Annotated in this window: 17 protein-coding genes; 11 read left to right on the top strand and 6 right to left on the bottom strand. The window is 46.7% G+C overall.

Features of this window, described 5'->3' with window-relative positions; genetic code table 11:
* The first annotated feature begins 103 nt into the window (after positions 1–103).
* The 3 genes from NLBNIHML_RS23990 to NLBNIHML_RS24000 are packed head-to-tail and all read left to right on the top strand — an operon-like array spanning position 104 to position 3,257.
* Complete coding sequence (locus NLBNIHML_RS23990) at positions 104–499, top strand: GntR family transcriptional regulator (RefSeq protein ID WP_339240294.1); 396 nt, start codon at positions 104–106, stop codon at positions 497–499.
* A gap of 23 nt (positions 500–522) precedes the next feature.
* On the top strand, positions 523–1,623 hold the full coding sequence (locus NLBNIHML_RS23995; RefSeq protein ID WP_494352953.1) for a DUF1648 domain-containing protein: 1,101 nt from the start codon (positions 523–525) through the stop codon (positions 1,621–1,623).
* Positions 1,624–1,673: 50 nt separating this feature from the next.
* Entirely contained in the window at positions 1,674–3,257 is a 1,584-nt protein-coding gene (locus NLBNIHML_RS24000) for an alpha/beta hydrolase family protein (protein ID WP_494352954.1), read from the top strand.
* Positions 3,258–3,353: 96 nt separating this feature from the next.
* Here the strand turns inward: NLBNIHML_RS24000 and NLBNIHML_RS24005 are convergent, their stop codons facing one another.
* A complete protein-coding gene (locus NLBNIHML_RS24005; protein WP_339240298.1) occupies positions 3,354–4,712 on the bottom strand; it encodes a hemolysin family protein in 1,359 nt (452 codons plus the stop codon).
* Positions 4,713–5,087: 375 nt separating this feature from the next.
* Between NLBNIHML_RS24005 and cls the strand changes: the two genes are divergently transcribed.
* Both cls and NLBNIHML_RS24015 read left to right on the top strand, forming a co-directional pair.
* A complete protein-coding gene (gene cls, locus NLBNIHML_RS24010; RefSeq protein WP_339259433.1) occupies positions 5,088–6,527 on the top strand; it encodes a cardiolipin synthase in 1,440 nt (479 codons plus the stop codon).
* Positions 6,528–6,876: 349 nt separating this feature from the next.
* Positions 6,877–7,788 (top strand): YitT family protein, encoded by a 912-nt coding sequence (locus NLBNIHML_RS24015; protein WP_278296378.1) that lies wholly within the window; start codon positions 6,877–6,879, stop codon positions 7,786–7,788.
* Between the two features lie 55 nt (positions 7,789–7,843).
* On the opposite strand, the gene ligD is transcribed toward NLBNIHML_RS24015, so the two are convergent.
* The 5 genes from ligD to ku form a co-directional block, all read right to left on the bottom strand.
* Entirely contained in the window at positions 7,844–8,734 is an 891-nt protein-coding gene (gene ligD, locus NLBNIHML_RS24020; protein ID WP_339259435.1) for a non-homologous end-joining DNA ligase, read from the bottom strand.
* A gap of 39 nt (positions 8,735–8,773) precedes the next feature.
* The gene (locus NLBNIHML_RS24025) at positions 8,774–9,724 is read right to left on the bottom strand and encodes an ATP-dependent DNA ligase (protein WP_339259436.1); all 951 of its coding nucleotides are present in this window, start codon (positions 9,722–9,724) and stop codon (positions 8,774–8,776) included.
* A 53-nt stretch (positions 9,725–9,777) separates the two neighbouring features.
* Positions 9,778–10,875: a GerAB/ArcD/ProY family transporter gene (locus NLBNIHML_RS24030; protein ID WP_339240305.1), complete on the bottom strand. Its 1,098-nt coding sequence runs from the start codon at positions 10,873–10,875 to the stop codon at positions 9,778–9,780.
* A gap of 182 nt (positions 10,876–11,057) precedes the next feature.
* Positions 11,058–11,927 (bottom strand): VOC family protein, encoded by an 870-nt coding sequence (locus NLBNIHML_RS24035; protein WP_494352955.1) that lies wholly within the window; start codon positions 11,925–11,927, stop codon positions 11,058–11,060.
* 269 nt (positions 11,928–12,196) lie between these two features.
* Positions 12,197–13,108: a non-homologous end joining protein Ku gene (gene ku, locus NLBNIHML_RS24040; protein ID WP_494352956.1), complete on the bottom strand. Its 912-nt coding sequence runs from the start codon at positions 13,106–13,108 to the stop codon at positions 12,197–12,199.
* A 226-nt stretch (positions 13,109–13,334) separates the two neighbouring features.
* Between ku and NLBNIHML_RS24045 the strand changes: the two genes are divergently transcribed.
* The 6 genes from NLBNIHML_RS24045 to tsaD all read left to right on the top strand — a co-directional run bounded on the left by NLBNIHML_RS24045 (position 13,335) and on the right by tsaD (position 16,924).
* Positions 13,335–13,631 (top strand): hypothetical protein, encoded by a 297-nt coding sequence (locus NLBNIHML_RS24045; RefSeq protein ID WP_342572158.1) that lies wholly within the window; start codon positions 13,335–13,337, stop codon positions 13,629–13,631.
* A gap of 4 nt (positions 13,632–13,635) precedes the next feature.
* Complete coding sequence (locus tag NLBNIHML_RS24050; protein ID WP_026081228.1) at positions 13,636–13,812, top strand: H-type small acid-soluble spore protein; 177 nt, start codon at positions 13,636–13,638, stop codon at positions 13,810–13,812.
* A 188-nt stretch (positions 13,813–14,000) separates the two neighbouring features.
* Complete coding sequence (gene tsaE / locus NLBNIHML_RS24055) at positions 14,001–14,483, top strand: tRNA (adenosine(37)-N6)-threonylcarbamoyltransferase complex ATPase subunit type 1 TsaE (protein WP_339240310.1); 483 nt, start codon at positions 14,001–14,003, stop codon at positions 14,481–14,483.
* A 2-nt stretch (positions 14,484–14,485) separates the two neighbouring features.
* Positions 14,486–15,334 (top strand): tRNA (adenosine(37)-N6)-threonylcarbamoyltransferase complex dimerization subunit type 1 TsaB, encoded by an 849-nt coding sequence (gene tsaB / locus NLBNIHML_RS24060; RefSeq protein WP_494354756.1) that lies wholly within the window; start codon positions 14,486–14,488, stop codon positions 15,332–15,334.
* A gap of 16 nt (positions 15,335–15,350) precedes the next feature.
* On the top strand, positions 15,351–15,872 hold the full coding sequence (gene rimI, locus NLBNIHML_RS24065) for a ribosomal protein S18-alanine N-acetyltransferase (RefSeq protein ID WP_237176573.1): 522 nt from the start codon (positions 15,351–15,353) through the stop codon (positions 15,870–15,872).
* Entirely contained in the window at positions 15,869–16,924 is a 1,056-nt protein-coding gene (gene tsaD / locus NLBNIHML_RS24070; protein WP_494352957.1) for a tRNA (adenosine(37)-N6)-threonylcarbamoyltransferase complex transferase subunit TsaD, read from the top strand. Before rimI ends, tsaD begins: the two co-directional genes overlap by 4 nt.
* Positions 16,925–16,997 lie beyond the last annotated feature (73 nt).

The raw sequence follows: 16,997 nt of genomic DNA on the forward strand, positions 1-16,997 counted from the left end.
TGGATATGCGGCTTTATTTTTTTGTTTTCATTTTTATTGCTCACTTATGTTATAGCTGTTATACTTGATATATAACAGATAACAAAAAAAAGAAGGTGAACCCTTGATTATTCAACTGGATATGCAATCTGAACTTCCCATATATTCGCAACTCGTTTATCAAATTATTGAAGGCATTGCCAGTGGAGAGTTACAGCTAGGTGAGGCGTTACCTTCGGTTCGGAATTTGGCCGCAGATATTGGTGTTAACCTTCATACAGTCAACAAGGCTTATACAATACTCAAGCAAGACGGGTACATTCTGGTTCATAGACAAAAGGGCGTTGTGGTAAACCCTGATGGAATGCCTAATTTAACGGATGATTTTTTGAAAAAGCAACAAAGAGAATTAAGACCGATTATTGCCGAAGCAATATGTCGCGGAATGACCAAAGAGGAACTGTCTGCGGTATTAGACCAAATGTATGATGATGTAAAGATGGGTCACAACAAAGAATAAAGAATCAAGGGAGTGTGTTATGTATGCAACTATTTAGTATATTGCCTATCATTTTAATCTTTGCTCCATTAGCCCTACTTTTATCCTTTGCACCTTATGTGACAAGGGAAACCATCAGCTTTGGGGTTACGGTAAGTCAATATAATTACTACACACCAGTCTTACGTAAGCTCCGGAGAACGTTTGCCACAGTAAGTCTGATCGGAAACGGGCTGATTGTTCTTGCCTGTCTGTATGTACTCCGATCTGCCAATGAAGAGTCTACCGCAATGATCACCGGTGTTTGCACCATGATATTCATTGTGTACTGGTCCGCACTACACATAGTATTTCATTTCAAGATGAAAAAGATAAAAGAAACACTTACAACTGTAGAAGCACCTCAAAGGGTTAAAATCGACACCACCTTCCGCCAAAATAAACTCACCTATTCCAACTATTGGTTTCTCGTTCACATAGCTATTATTGTAGCCATTGCGATCATTACAATCTTGAATTATAACGCACTGCCTAACGTCATTCCGATGAAATATGATCTTCAGGGCAATGTCACTTCCAGTGTGCCCAAAACCTATCTTTCGGTACTGGCTATTAACCTTGTACAGCTAGGTATCATTGCACTGATGATGTTGGTGAACTGGAGTATTAAAACAAGCAAACAACAGCTTGCTCCATCTAATCCTGCCCAATTTGCTGCTGATCATATCCGATTCCGCCGTAAGTGGTCTCTATTTACGATCATAACAGGCTTGCTTCTTACCATCTTATTTGCCTTCATTCAGATAAATATGTTCGTTCCTAATCAGGTCTTGTTAACAGCGATTAGTCTGATCACCTCAGTGGGGATCTTATTAGGTGCTATTTTGTTGTCTCTCACAGGCAGACAAGGCGGTGGGAAAATTAGGAATCATCAGGAAGATCGCGAACGTTCCAAGGAGCAGCCTGTGAATGACGATGATTATTGGAAGCTTGGCTTTATTTACTTCAATGCCAATGATCCTTCTTTTACCGTAGAAAAACGTTATGGCATAGGCTGGACGATTAACTTCGCTCGTCCACTATCTTGGGTCCTAGTGTTACTCATTATTGCTATTGTTGTTTTAAGCAGAGTTCTGAGCCAATAAAAGCTCATAGACTATGCATATTATAAAAATGATTTGGAGGAAATATGACCATGACCAATTGGAAAAAGCTACTCCTGTCTCTTAGTTTCGTATGTCTCATCCTGCCCGTGACATCGATCTCAGCAGCTGCTGAAGAACACGCTGGGAATGAAAATCTGGTTCCTATTCGTGAGATTGCAGAACAGAATGGTGCAGAGGTATCTTGGCAACAAAAAACAGGACAGATCACGATACGCAAAAATGAACTTATTATTGTAGTTAAGGTAGGGGAGAAACAGGCGATAGTGAATGGGCAAGTCGTACCCATAAGCAATCCTGTTCGGTTAACGAAAGGGGTTACCTTCATGGATGAAGGATTTCTTAATGAGACTCTGAATACATCACCTGAGGATCGGTTCATTTTACTTATAAGTGAGGGCAATGGCAAGGAAGCTGCGAAGTATGTTCATAGCTCTGTGAGTGGAGTGTTGTCTCCTGCGTTGTTGAGCCAGTTATGGACAGCATTAGAAGGACAAAATGGTAAAATCACAAATAAAGCCATAGCTAAACACGTAGAAAATAACACCGTGCATCGCAATGTCACCTACACGTTCAAGACAGAGCTTACTCGTATTAATATTACGGTCAGAATGAATGATAATGGACTTGTGGATGACTTGCATATTGCCGCCGCTACTCCAGATGTGTATCAAAAACCAAGCTATGACGACCCATCTGCGTACATAGAACAAGACATAACGGTGGGTCAGGGCGATTTAGCTTTACCAGGAACATTAACATTGCCTAAAGGAGAGGGACCTTTCCCGGTTGTCATTCTGGTACACGGTTCTGGGCCTAGCAATCGAGATGCTGCCATTGGTGGGGCGAAGCCATTCCGTGATCTTGCGGTAGGTTTAGCTTCACAAGGCGTTGCCGTATTAAGATACGATAAGGTCACGTATGAGCATACCTATAAGGTGGCTTCTCAGCCTAAATTCACATTAAAACAAGAGAGCGTAGATCAGATAAACGATGCAGTGGAATTGCTTAAAAAGAATGCACATATTGATTCTACAGCGATTTTTGTAGCTGGACATAGTCAAGGCGGGTTTGCAATGCCGTTAATCATTGCTGAGGATAAGCAACATGATCTTGCAGGAAGTATTCTACTTGCTGCACCAAGTAGTAGCTTTGTGGATGTGCTTACCGAGCAGCAGGACGAATTGGTAGAGCGGATGAAGCAGCTTGGTTTAGACACGGATGTCATTCAAGGGCAAGCTGATTTTTATAAAAATGTGGCTGCGATCGTTAAAGATCCACAATATTCTGTAGATCATCTTCCTGAGGCGTTTCCACTTCAACCTGCTTATTGGTGGTTTGAGCAGAGAGATTATGTGCCTGCGGAATTGGCTAAAACGCAAAATACTCCTATGCTTGTTATACAAGGCGAAAACGATGTGCAAGTGTCTATGGATCAGTTCCAAACCTGGAAATCGGCTCTTCAAGGTCATTCCAATGTAACGTACAATAGCTATCCAAAGGTAAATCATCTTTTATCCAGCTATGATGGACTTTCGATTGGTCAAGAGTACGCTGAGCCGTCTAATGTCTCCAAAGCCATTATCGATGATATAGCGAATTGGGTATTAAAATGATATGGAGAAGAGTAACACATTGAGCCTAAAATAATATAAAAGAGGAGCACTTGCCAATGCAGGCAGCTGCTCCTCTTTTTTGTTTATGAATGTGCTTTATTTAACCCGATTGGACTCTTTGTCGTCTTCATCGGTATAATCAGACATCGTCAATGGTTCCTTGGGGACAATGGCCACTTTGTAGAACCGATTCTTGTCTTTTTCCAGCAAAACAAAAGTAAGATTCTCGAACTCATATTCTTCCTGTTCGTTCATCTCGGGACGATGACTGTAGAGCCATCCACCAATGGTGTCCCACTCATCTGCATCCAGGCTAGACATAAACATGTCGTTCACCTTCGATAAGGAAACCTTGCCATCCATAATGACATAGTTCTCATTGATGACCTGAATATCTTCCACTTCGTCTGCGTCGAACTCATCGCGGATCTCACCGACAATCTGTTCAAGCACATCCTCGATGGTTACAATTCCGGATGTTCCTCCATATTCATCCACCAGCACGGCGATGTGCACGCCATCCTTCTGCATTTTCTTGAGCAAGTCCTTTACAGGAGTTGTTTCGTGAACAGCGGATACAGGCTGAATCAGAGAAGACAGATCGACAGGCTCATCATTTCCGTATAGTTCCAGGAAGAATTGCTTCGTATTAATGATACCGATAATATCGTCTTTGCTCTCATTAACTACTGGAAAACGGGTATACTGTTCTTCACGAATAATCTCCAGGTTTTCCTCATTCGTTCTATTTACATAAAGGCAGACCATATCGGTCCGGGGTACCATGATTTCTTTGGCTAACATCTCATCAAAAGCAAAAATCCGGCTTACATAACCGAACTCGGCTTGGTTTATTTTACCGTTTTCGAAGCTTTCATTAATAATGATCTGCAACTCTTCTTCAGAGTGAGCATCTTCGTGCTCGGAAGCAGGTTTGATTCCGAACAGTTTCACCAGTTGGTTCGCTGAGCCGTTTAACAGCCAGATAAAAGGATACATAATTCGGTTAAACCAGATGATAGGTGTAGACGTCAGCAGGGCTACAGTCTCTGCTTTGCGGATTGCAATCGTTTTTGGAGCAAGTTCACCAACCACAACATGCAGATACGTGATGGAAGCAAACGCAATAACAAATGATAAGAATGAAGAAACGGCCTCAGGAATTTGCAAGCTTTCGAACACAGGGTGGAGAATCTTCTCTACCGTCGGTTCACCCAACCAGCCCAGTCCCAGAGAGGTAATCGTGATGCCGAGCTGGCAGGCGGACAAATATCCATCCAGATTGGCAACGGCTTGTTTCACAGCCAGCGCACGCTTGTTTCCTTCTGCAATCATTTGGTCGATCCGGCTTGGACGAACCCGTACCAGAGCGAACTCCACTGCAACAAAAAACGCTGAAAGTCCTATCAAAAACGCAACCAATATTAAATTTAACGCATACCTCTCACTGTCCATTCACTACTGTTCTCCTTTAAGTAATAAGTTTTTAACGAGTATTATATCTAATTTTACGTAAGAAGACCACCTTCTCATGAAGAAAAGAGGAAGAGTCTGGAAGGGACGATGAGCAAATTGGCGCTGCAATGCGGTTCTGTATCATGATTAATCTGATATGTAGAAGGTAACACAGTCATAATATACAACCTGTGATGAGATATTCCGATTACCAGAATCAAGTATGCGGTCTGCTTATGTAAAGTTTTATCTAAGCAAACGTTACGAATAGGGGCTACATTGGGTATCTATGATTAGCTGTATGCATAATCGTCAAAGCTGTGTAAGTGAGAGAACGGCAAGGTCATGAAGCTTGCCACCTAAGGAGGAAGCCGAATGTTCTGGCTGGTCATTATATTAGTCGTATTTATTTTTCAGGCAGCCACGATTCTTTTGCTGGAATTTCGGAATCCGGCTAAAGCTGTGGCTTGGCTGTTTATTTTGTTCTGCGTGCCTTTGATCGGTTTTGTAGTGTATTATTTCGTGGCGCAGGATTATAACAAACGAAAAAAACTCCGCAAGGGTGGATCGCGAATCTTCCGTGAAATGAAGGAAACGATCTGGAAACAAGCCCACATCATCGGGGATGTTGAACAGATGCCTGGCGATCGTTTCAGCCATCAACATCGATTGTTTAACCTGTTAACCCATCTGTCGGAGAGCCCGATCACGGGTTGTAACCACAGTACGGTACTCACCAATGGTGAAGAGGCATTTGCGGCAATGCTGAGAGAAATGAAAAAAGCAAAGCACCATCTTCATGTGGAATTTTATATTTTTCGTGATGATGTCATCAGCACCATGTTTCAGGATGTCATGATTCGTAAGGCGCAAGAGGGAGTGAAGGTTCGGTTTATCTGCGACGGTCTCGGCAGCCACAAGATGAGTGGAAGCTTTATCCGCAAACTTCAGGATGCTGGTGTGGAATTCCATTATTTTCTCCCACCGCTGATCGCTACGATTGACCGCAGAGTGAACTACCGGAACCACCGCAAAATTGTTGTTGTGGATGGACGGGTTGGCTTTGTGGGCGGTATTAACGTAGGTGATGATTATCTTGGACAATATCCAGAGGTAGGTTTCTGGCGGGATACACATGTGCAGATTGAGGGAGACGCTGTATACTTTCTGCAAAGTACGTTCCTTAATGACTGGAAACTGGCTGCTGGTGAGCGAATTACCGAACCCCAGCTTGCAGAATTATTTCCTCCACATATCTGTAGCGGGGAAGAGCGAATTCAGATATTGGCTAGCGGACCGGATCAGGACTGGGATGCGATTCAGGAGATGTGTTTTGGGGCCATTTCGGTAGCTTGTGAACGGATCTATATTACCACACCTTATTTTATACCTGATCCCGCATTATATGAGGCGCTCAAAACAGCTGCAGTCAGTGGCGTCGATGTGAGAATTATCATTCCGTATCAATCCGATTCAAAACTCGTACACCTGGCGTCACTTTCTTATGTGGAGGAACTGTTGCGAGCAGGTGTGCAGTTTTTCCAATATCGCAAAGGTTTTGTACATGCCAAAGTGATGATTGTAGATGAGTTGCTCGCTACAGTCGGAACAGCCAACATGGATATGCGCAGTTTTTTCTGCAATTTCGAGTTGACGGCGGTCCTGTTCGAATCCTCTGCGATTCAGCGTTTGATGAATGACTTTGAACGTGATCTCGGGGAATGCAGTCAGATCGATGGGAAGGTATTTCAGAAGCGTTCACGGGGACAAAAAGGCGCAGAAATGCTTTCTCGGATGCTTTCTCCGCTTCTTTAGCCGATTTAGGACAGATTTCTGAAGATAAGTTCACTTTTTGTGAATTTATCTTCTTTTTGCTTAGTATTTTGCGCAAATTTGATCTTTTATGATATAATAGATATATAAATCATGTCTTGGCGAAGGAGGGGAGTCTGCGGGAAAACAGGCTCCCTTTTGCTCTCTTTTGAAAGTACAAACCGGGATGAAGAACATTTTGAATCCATTTTATATCGCCTTTAGATGCTTGTGCTTGTATGGCCAGGGTACATGTAGAACGCAGTTTGCTGTTTTCTATATGTCGATTCACCCTGAGTATTTAAATGATTTATAAAATGGATTCACACACTGATTTAACGGGGGGGATACCATGTCCAATGTAACGGTGAAAGAACTAACAGCCAAGCAAGCTGACCGCGGGGTCAAAAGCTCGGTGTTTACTTTAAAGCTGCTGCAACGTATTGTGATGATTCTGATCGGTGCTGCACTAATGGCTGTATCGCTTGAAGTATTTCTCGTACCGAATGGTGTTATTGATGGTGGGATTACGGGGATTTCAATTATGGTGTCAGAGCTTACACATCTGCCACTCGGCGTATTCCTGACCTTGCTCAACTTGCCGTTCCTGATTCTGGGTTACAAGCAGATTGGTAAAACATTTGCGTTATCCACATTGCTGGGGATCGTGGTCATGTCCATCGGGACTTCGTTATTGCACCATGTTCCTGCATTAACACCGGGTGAGCCTTTGCTGGGAGCAGTTTTTGGCGGATTGATTCTGGGTGTGGGTGTTGGACTCGTTATTCGGTCTGGCGGTTCACTGGACGGTACGGAGATTGTGGCTATCCTGCTTAGTGAGAAGTCACCGTTGTCTGTAGGACAGATTGTATTGTTCATTAACGTATTTATTTTCGCAGGTGCAGGATTTGTATTCGGTTGGCCGAATGCCCTGTATTCCATGATTGCATATTATATTGCGATGAAGATGATTGATATCGTGAATGAGGGACTGGATCAGTCCAAATCGGTATGGATCATTAGTGAGAAGTATCGTGATATCGGTTCAGCCCTGACAGACCGTCTTGGTCGTGGTGTAACTTTCCTGGATGGCGAGGGTGGATTCAGCGGCGACGAGAAAAAGATCATCTTTGTTGTCATTACCCGCTTGGAAGAAGCCAAACTCAAGTCCATCGTTGAAGATTGGGACCCGCAAGCTTTTGTGGCGATCGGTAACATTCACGACGTGAAGGGCGGACGTTTCAAGAAAAAAGGTATCCATTAGCGATTTATCCACGCATATATGATAATAGCCGACTCCCTTGTGATAAGGGGGTCGGCTATTTTTTCTTCAAATGCTTGAGAATGAGTTCAACCGGTTGCGGCTCGACGGCTGCGATCAAATCTCCGATATCATTCAGGCGCTCCACAATGTTCATCAGATGGTAATCCTGGATGGAGACGTTGTTTCGAACCTCATCCCAGGTAAGTGGCGTAGATACGGTGGCTCCTGATTTGGCACGAGGTGTATAGGGGGCCGCAAGGGTCTTGCCACCATAATGCTGGAGGTAGTCAAAATATATGCGGTCTCCACGATCCTTTTTGAGTCGTTCCAGTGTGAACAGATCGGGGTGCTTCTGCGTGACATATTTGCCAACAAAATAACCGATATCCCGCAATTCATCAAAGGTAACACCTTGCACAATAGGAACGATAATCTGAACTCCGGTTGCCCCTGAAGTTTTGGGAATGGACCTCAGACCAAGGGAAGTCAAGGTTTCTCCAACGATGAGTGCAGCCTGCATGATCCGTGGCTCATGTTCCTGAGAGGGGTCCAGATCAATCATCCATTCACAGGGCAGCAGGCTTCCGACAGCATGAAGAGAAGGATGGAATTCAAGTGCAGCCAGGTTGCCGAGCCACAATAATTCAGGCAGTCCATTCATTACCACATAACGGATGCCATCGTGTACTTCAGTCCGAACATAATCCGGGACGGGTTCGGGGGCATTCTTTTGGTAGAAAAATGTCCCTCCCGCTCCATGGGGGTATCTTATGGTGGTTAATAGTCGATTGCTTGTATATGTGAGCAGATATGGAGCTAAAGCTGCCAGCTTTTGCAGATAGATTGCTTTGGTGACACCTGCTTCCGGCCATAACAGCTTGTCCGGGTTCGTAACGGTTAGCTCTGTGCCTTCTATTATGATGGTTCCTTGAATCTTAGGGGCCACACCGAACACCTCCTATACGTAATCTATATACGAACTCATTCATTGAAGAAGCTGATTCGCCAGGCAATCCTCACGGGTTACCTCTGCGAAGGTCTGAATACTGGGATGGCGTAGTGTGCGATGATGCGTCAGTTCCATATATTGCACTTTGACACCTATTCGTGGTTCTACCCAGGTGGTTTCCGCACTGCGTTCGGGTACATTATGGAACGGTCGGTCCTGCCTAATCAGAGGCTCAACCTGATGGGTAAGTTCACGCCAAGTATTGGAGTTCAGCTTGCCTGTCCCGACATGACCAATATAGACAAAGTTAGGCCCATCATATACGCCAACCGCGATGGCGTTCACAATACCGCTTCGGTACGTGACACCCCCGATCATGGCATATACATCATGCATGATTTTGACCTTCTGCCAGCGCTGATCCTTACCCTGTATGCCATAAGTGCTGGTGAGATCCTTACAGACGATGCCTTCCATCTGATGCTGTCTCATGACCGTAAGCAGGGATGCGGCATCAAGTGTATTGGTAACCTCCTGAACATGGGGAGCGCTGTTAAGAACCTCGTGCAACAGGCGCTGTCGATCTGCCAAAGGCTGATCCGTCACCCATTGTCCCTCATAGAACAGGATATCAAATACCATATACGTGACCGGAATCTGATGTATGGCTTGGGCGATGCCTTCCGGTCTGCTCATGCGATCCCGCCGCAGAACGTGATAAAACGAAGGTTTGCCGGTGTCCGGGTCCAGTGCAATTACTTCTCCATCCAAGATATAGGATGCTCCTGAACATAAATTACGTGGTGTGACCAACTCGGGATACTGTGCGGTTCGATCATGTAACCTGCGATTCACCAGGCGAAGCTCATGCCCGTCCTCATAAGCAAGCATACGGACTCCATCCCACTTGATTTGTGCAATCCATTGAGGTCCTGTGGGCAAGGTATCCCTGGAGATGGGTTCGAACGGAATCAGCGGTTTGAACATGGGGAACTCCTTCCTCGCCCTAATGATCCGGCGCAGGTTCATTCAGAATTTTGTTATATTTTTTGGAAGCGGGACTTCATATGATGCACCAGAATGAGCAGTAACGGAAGTGCAATACCACAGGTCAGATCCCAATCAATCCAATAGGGAATGATGACCTTGAGATAAAAGGTCTCGTTCGGAGCGATTAGAATAGACATGGCGAGAATAAGCATGGAACCCGGCAGGATCAGAGAACGGTGACTGGACAAGTGAAACAGGTGAGCGACGCCCAGGATAAAACCGTAGAAGAACAGAGCGGCTTTGAAAAAAACAGCAATAATCCAGACCGATGTTATGAAGGCTTCGACGCGTTGCATAAAGTTTCCGATATTGATCTTCTGTGAAAGGTTGAATGAAGCGAACCAGTGATGCTGCGTCATCCATGGTCCCATAACGAACAGACACATGCTTAGCGTCAATGTGAGTAACAATCCACCAATCATGCCAGCGAACAGAATGTCCTTTTGCAGATGGGGCTCATCTTTCGTGTAGGGAAAGAGCATCATGAAGATGCACAACTCGCAGTAAGGATAGGTGAGTACAGCAACAAAACCTTTGAATGGATCAAGAAAGCCTTGTGCAAGCACAGGTTGGATGTTAGCTATACGTATATGGGGGATTAGAAATACCGTCAGAAAAAGCAGAAACAATACGATCAGAGGAAGAAAGACCTCAGCAGTCTTACCAATGCTCTCCAGACCGGAAAAAAGCCCCCAGACAAGTGCACACATAAAAACCAAATGAAGGATCATTAATGGAGATTCCGGCAAGATCTGGGTAGACATAAAATCGCCAATCTCCCTAATGAACGTTGAGGTGCTGATTAGGAAATAAAAAATATAAAAAGAACCAAACAATGTCCCGATCCAGGGTCCCAATGTTCGAAGGGCATTTTGAATCAGATTCAGCCGGGGATGCGTTCTGTAGGCAACAAGCATAATGAAGAGTATTCCAAGGCCCCCTGCGACTCCCAACAAGGCTGATAACCAGGCATCCTGATGAGCATAGGATGTGATCATGGAAGGGAAGACGAGAATTTGCTCCCCGATGGTGCACAGGAACATAAGTGAAGCGAGCTGTCTAACAGTCAAACGTCCCTTTTCGATCATGAAGTATCTCCTTAACAGATCATGTCTATGTATTGGTTAGAATGCACCAATTGTGCCAGTTTTATAAAAGCCAATGTAAAAAGCCCGTGCAGCCGACCTCTCTGTGATGTAGAGAAATCAGTTACCCGGGCTTATTAACATGTGGTTAAGCAATCATATTGTATTATAACGGCTACATAGAATCAGTTCGCAGTTGTCAGACGTATACGAATATTCTGTGGGTCTACCGTAAACCAAGTGTCCTCTACTGGTGTAACGACTGCACCGGATTGACGTAATTGTTCAAGTGCCTGTTCCAATTGTTCCTTGGTGGCGTACACAATGGTGAAGTAATCAATTCCTGTAGCGTTATCTGGATTGACAGGTGCATTCACTCCTGCCCAGATATTGAGTCCCAGATGATGATGATAGCCGCCTGCGGATACAAATAGTGCTGACATGTTGGCGAAGTTACCCACGATATCAAAACCGAGTATGCCGGTGTAGAAGTTGCGGGCTTCTTCCAGGCTGCGGACGTGCAAATGAACGTGACCGATAACTGTGCCAGCAGGCAGACCTTGCCAAGGTTCATTCTCCGATATGGCAAACAGGCTTTCCACATCAACCGGATCACTTGCCATCACGTAGTTATTGTCGCTATCCCGTTTCCAGGTATCACGTGCACGGTCAGCATAGATTTCAATCCCGTTCTGATCGGGATCGGAGATATAGAAGGCTTCGCTGACCAAGTGATCGCCTTGGCCGATATCGATACCGGATGCAGCCAGATTACGAAGAGCGAGACCCAGGGACTTACGGTCAGGCAGCAGAATGGCGAAATGATACAAGCCAGCGTGTGAGCGTTCCGGCAGGGTAATGCCATCCGTGAGCTCTTCCAATCGCAGCAGGGAATGTTTTCCGTCAGCTGTCAACGTAGCCACTTTGTCACTCCGCTCCAGTAATTTCAATCCAACTACATCGGTATAGAACTTAATCGAACGGTCCAGGTTCATAATTCGGAGACTCACTTCATCCAGATGGGTTGTGGCAGGGATTTGATACGGTGTATTCATGATTGTTTCCTCCTGATAATAAATAATATGGGTTCTCGTTTGAATGTGTATATGCGTTGAAGATGAATTATTAGATTGCATGTTGTTAAAGCAGGATTGCAGAGTGACTGTATATTCATAAATAAGTTACTTTTCATAAGTTAATATAAAATATAAATCAGCTTTCGTCAATCGCATTTTACAAAAACAAAAAATCCGACTGTGAAGCCGGATTGGAGTAAATTTCATTACATGAGCAGATAACGGAATCGTTCTTGTGTTGACGACATTCAAACTTTTGGTTTGGGTGCTGCCTTTTTCCTTTTGGCTGGTGCAGGTGCATCGGATTCCCCTCCGGCAGCCGCCTGAGCGGACGATTTTCGCGCTGCGCGTTTCTTCGGTTTGGCCGTTGTTGTCCCAGGGTCAGCCGGAATAGGTTTCACCGCCTCGATGCTTGCCTGTAAGGCAGCCATCAAATCCATCACATTAGCTTCAGGTTTGGCTGGAGCAATCTTGATTTCTTCGCCTGCCACTTTGTGCTGGATAAGATCCAGCAGTTTGTTGCGATAGTCATCGGTGTATTTACCAGGTTCAAAAGGCGTAGACAATTGATCAATCAACAGCTTTGCCATCGTGAGTTCCTTCTCATTCACGTTTTGCACTTCCGGCAAGTTAGGCACCTGGGAGACAGGACGAATCTCGTCCGGATAGAAAATCGTCTCCATGGAGAGGCAATCTTCCAACACGCGTATGGCAGCCAGACTGCTCTTGGAACGAATGGAGATTTTGGCGATGCCGATTTTGCCGGTATCCCGCATCGCGTTCATCAACAGTTGGTAGGCATTTCCCCCGGCCTGATCGGGCGAAAGATAATATGTTTTCTGAAAATAAATCGGGTCAATCTCAGTTAAGTCTACAAAATCCAGTATGGTGATGGTTTTGTTGGTGGAATCATTTAACGCTTCTAATTCATCTTTTTCGAAGAGTACGAACTTTCCTTTTTCATATTCATAGCCTTTGGTGATCTCTTCCCATTTGACGTCCACTTCACAGGATGGACATTGGCGAACATAAGCGAGCGGGCTGCCGCAGACTTTATGGATATAGCGCATGGAGATGTCTTTGTCTTCGGTAGCCGAGAACATTTTGACAGGGACATGAACAAGGCCAAAACTGATTGCGCCTTTCCAGACGGTATGCATAGGTCGGCTCCTTTCGAAAGGGTGTTCAAAAATTCAGCTTTTGATTACGTCAGCCGAATGTCCGTTACTGAAAACCGGATTTGTTGAACACGGATTTATATTCAATAGTATGGGCATATGGCGCAAGGGATAATCGTCTTATGGACGAACGAATTCGTATGGTTCGACGAGACTCGGGGATGATAACAGAAGTGATCTCACAATGATTAAGCTGGGAGGTGCTGAAATGAAGAACAGACGGGATGAAGAGGAAGCACACAAGCATGCGTTTTCTCCGTATCCTCTTGCGGAAGCCGAAAGCGCAGAAGAATTCTATACACCCGCTACAGCTGTGAACTGGGAAGCGGTAACCTCCGAAAAATTGCCCCTTGATCGGGAGTCGTTCATGCTCGACATTGACCGGATGGTGAATGAAGGGTTAGGCGGGGGACAAGTTACGGAAGATAACGGTTATATTGGTGAAAGTACAACAGATAGCATGGTTCGAGAATCACATGAGGATCCGGAAGGGGAGTATGAATAAGATGATGGATGCAAAGCGTGCCAAAGCGATATATGATTCCAAGGATACGATTGCCGTTACGCTGGAAGGAGATCCGGTCTGGATCGAGAATGTGGATGAAGCCAATGGTATGGCGACCGTTCAGGTTGGCAGCAGACCAGGAAATACCCAGACGGTACGTGTGGATCGCTTGGAGGAGTAGGTACAAGTAGCATATTGTTATTAAGCAATTCGAGAATGAATAAAAGCTGAATATATGTATAACACGGCCGGTACCGGGAGGTGCCGGTTTTTGGTTTTTGCTAGGGTTGTTGCGGGGGAAGAAAGGGACCGATATAATAAGGTTCAAAGTGAACTCAGGCGGCTAGACCGCCAAAGGTGGGGCGAATATTGAATCAGACGCACGAGCAGTGGGTGTTTTTATCCCATGGCATTGCAGATACAGAAGCACTCGCTTCCGCACTCGCCAGACAGGCAAACGCCGGCATGGTAATTGCTTTGGATGGTGATCTGGGTGCGGGTAAAACGGCATTTTCGCAGAAATTTGCCTGGCATTTGGGTGTACGTGATGTGGTGAGCAGTCCCACATTCACGCTAATCAAGGAGTACGAAGGGCGTCTGCCTTTATATCACATGGATGTATATCGCATATCGCTGGAAGAAGCGGATGAGCTTGGACTTGATGAATATTTCTATGGAGCCGGAGTCAGTCTGGTGGAGTGGTCGAGTATCATTCCCGAATTGCTACCGCAAGAGCACTTGCATGTGCAGATTGAAACAACGGGCCTGGAGGATCGAACGATTACACTGGATGGGTACGGCGAGACTTATGCAGCCTTGTGCCGACAGTTCAGACAGAATGGGGTCAAATGATGATGGAAGATTTACAAAAAGAGCCGCGTCAGCGGTTTTTGGCGTTGGATACATCCACCGCAGTAATGGCTGCTGCGATGATGGAAGGTCATGCGCTTCTGGAAGAACGCAATGAACGGGCTGAGCGCAACCATTCGGTACACGTTGTACCGGTGATGGAACAGCTGCTGGCCGCCAGCAGCACACACCCTGGCCAACTGGACGGCATTGCCGTTGGCGTTGGGCCAGGCTCGTACACGGGCATCCGCATTGCGGTGACCGCGGCGAAGACACTGGCCTGGGCGTGGGACATCCCCGTAGCCGGGGTGTCCAGCCTTCAGGCCCTCGCCTGGGGCGGCTGGCACAGCGGCCTTGCCGCCAAGGCGGAAGCTGCGGCAGACGATGCCGCAGCAGGGGCTGGCGGAACGCCATCCGCGGACCAGGGCAGCACAGGTGCTGCCCCTGTCCACTGGATCGTTCCGCTTGTGGATGCACGGCGCGGTCAAGCGTGCACCGCGCTGTTTGCCTCCGCCGGGAGCGATGCGCCCCGGCGTCTGGCGCCTGATGCCATCCGCAAGATGGACGGATGGCTGGAAGCCCTCGCCGCCCGCATGGCGGAGGCGGCGCCGGAAGAGCGGCCCGCAGCCGTCTGGTTCGTCGGCGAGACGGGCCCTCATGCTGCGGCAGCGGCGGAGCTTCGCTGCCCCGCAGGAACGGCGCTCCAGCTCGTACCTTATGAGCTGGAAGGCCGCTGGGTTGGGCGGCTTGGCGCCGCCGCGCTGCTTGCAGGTCAGCGTGATGACGTGCATGCGCTGGTGCCGAACTACACCCAGTTGTCTGAAGCGGAAGCCAATCTGCTGCGCAAAAGCTGAAGGGGAGGGGAAGCAGATGGACAACGTGGCGAATAATAAGCAGGAAGCATCGCTTCAGTTCAGGTTCATGACACTCGCGGATATTCCCGATGTGATGGAGATTGAACATGAGGCCTTTACCCTGCCTTGGACAGAAGAAGCATTTCAAAATGAATTGACACACAATCAATTTGCTAAATATATGGTGATGGAATTGGAAGGCAAAGCCATTGGTTATGCCGGAATGTGGACGATTATGGATGAAGCCCATATTACCAATATTGCAGTCAGAGGCGCGTATCGTGGACGCAAGCTTGGCGAAAAGTTACTGGATGAATTAATGAGTACAGCGGCTTATCTCGGGATGGAACGAATGACGCTGGAGGTCAGAGTGTCGAACAGCATAGCTCAGCGTTTATATCAGAAAAAAGGGTTTGAATCGGCGGGTCTTCGTAAAGGGTATTACTCCGATAATGGGGAAGATGCGATGATTATGTGGGCGAACTTGCCGTCTGCAGGCCGGAGCGGCGAAGAGGAAGGAAGCGTACTGGATTCATGAACGAACTCAATGAAAAAATAAATTCTGCACCATCCTACATTTTGGCGGTGGAGACAAGCTGTGATGAAACATCGGTAGCTGTAGTCAAGGACGGACGGGAAGTGCTGTCCAATCTGATCTCAAGTCAGATCGAGACGCATAAGGCATTTGGTGGTGTGGTCCCTGAAGTCGCTTCACGTAAACACGTGGAAGTCATTACGTTGATGCTGGAACAGGCGATCGAACAATCCGGTATTCGTCCGCGTGATCTGAGTGCAATTGCCGTGACGCAAGGCCCGGGACTCGTTGGGGCATTGCTGGTAGGCATTGTTGCGGCCAAAACGCTGGCGATGGCACTGGGCAAACCGCTCATTGGCACACACCATATTGCTGGGCATATTTATGCCAACCGACTTACCCATGAACTGCAATACCCGGCGATGGCACTGGTCGTATCGGGTGGACATACAGAACTTGTGCATATGGAATCCGAAGGCAAGTTCAAGTTGATTGGTCGTACGCGAGATGATGCCGTCGGCGAAGCCTATGACAAAGTAGCACGTGCATTGGGCTGTCCTTATCCGGGAGGTCCGCATGTGGACCGGATGGCGTCTGAAGCGGAGGATGTGGTACCACTACCAAGGGTATGGCTGGAAGCAGGTTCATATGATTTCAGTCTCAGTGGTCTGAAGTCTGCTGTACTGAATACGCTCAATCAGGCTAAAATGCGCGGAGAAACCTTGGAGCCATCTGCCGTTGCACGTGGTTTCCAGGAAGCTGTCGTAGAAGTCCTGGTGGAGAAAGCAGTAAGAGCCGTTCGTGAGTATGGTTCAAAACAATTGCTGTTGTGTGGTGGTGTTGCCGCTAACCGGGGATTGCGCTCTGCATTACAGGAGCGATGCACGAAGGAAGGGCTTGAGCTGTTAATCCCGCCAATGGAATATTGTACGGATAACGCGGCCATGATCGGAGCGGCTGCATATCTGAAATGGCAGCGGGGAGAAATCTCTGAATTTGATGCCAAAGCTGACCCGGGGCTTTCCCTGGAGGCATGGTCCGTTCAGTCCCTATAAACAGGCCGTTTGAGATAAGAGTTGACAGCCTGCATGTGAAGAATGTATATTAGTTACAAATTTAAACAGGAAG

The sequence above is a fragment of the Paenibacillus sp. JNU01 genome, assembly GCF_059130585.1.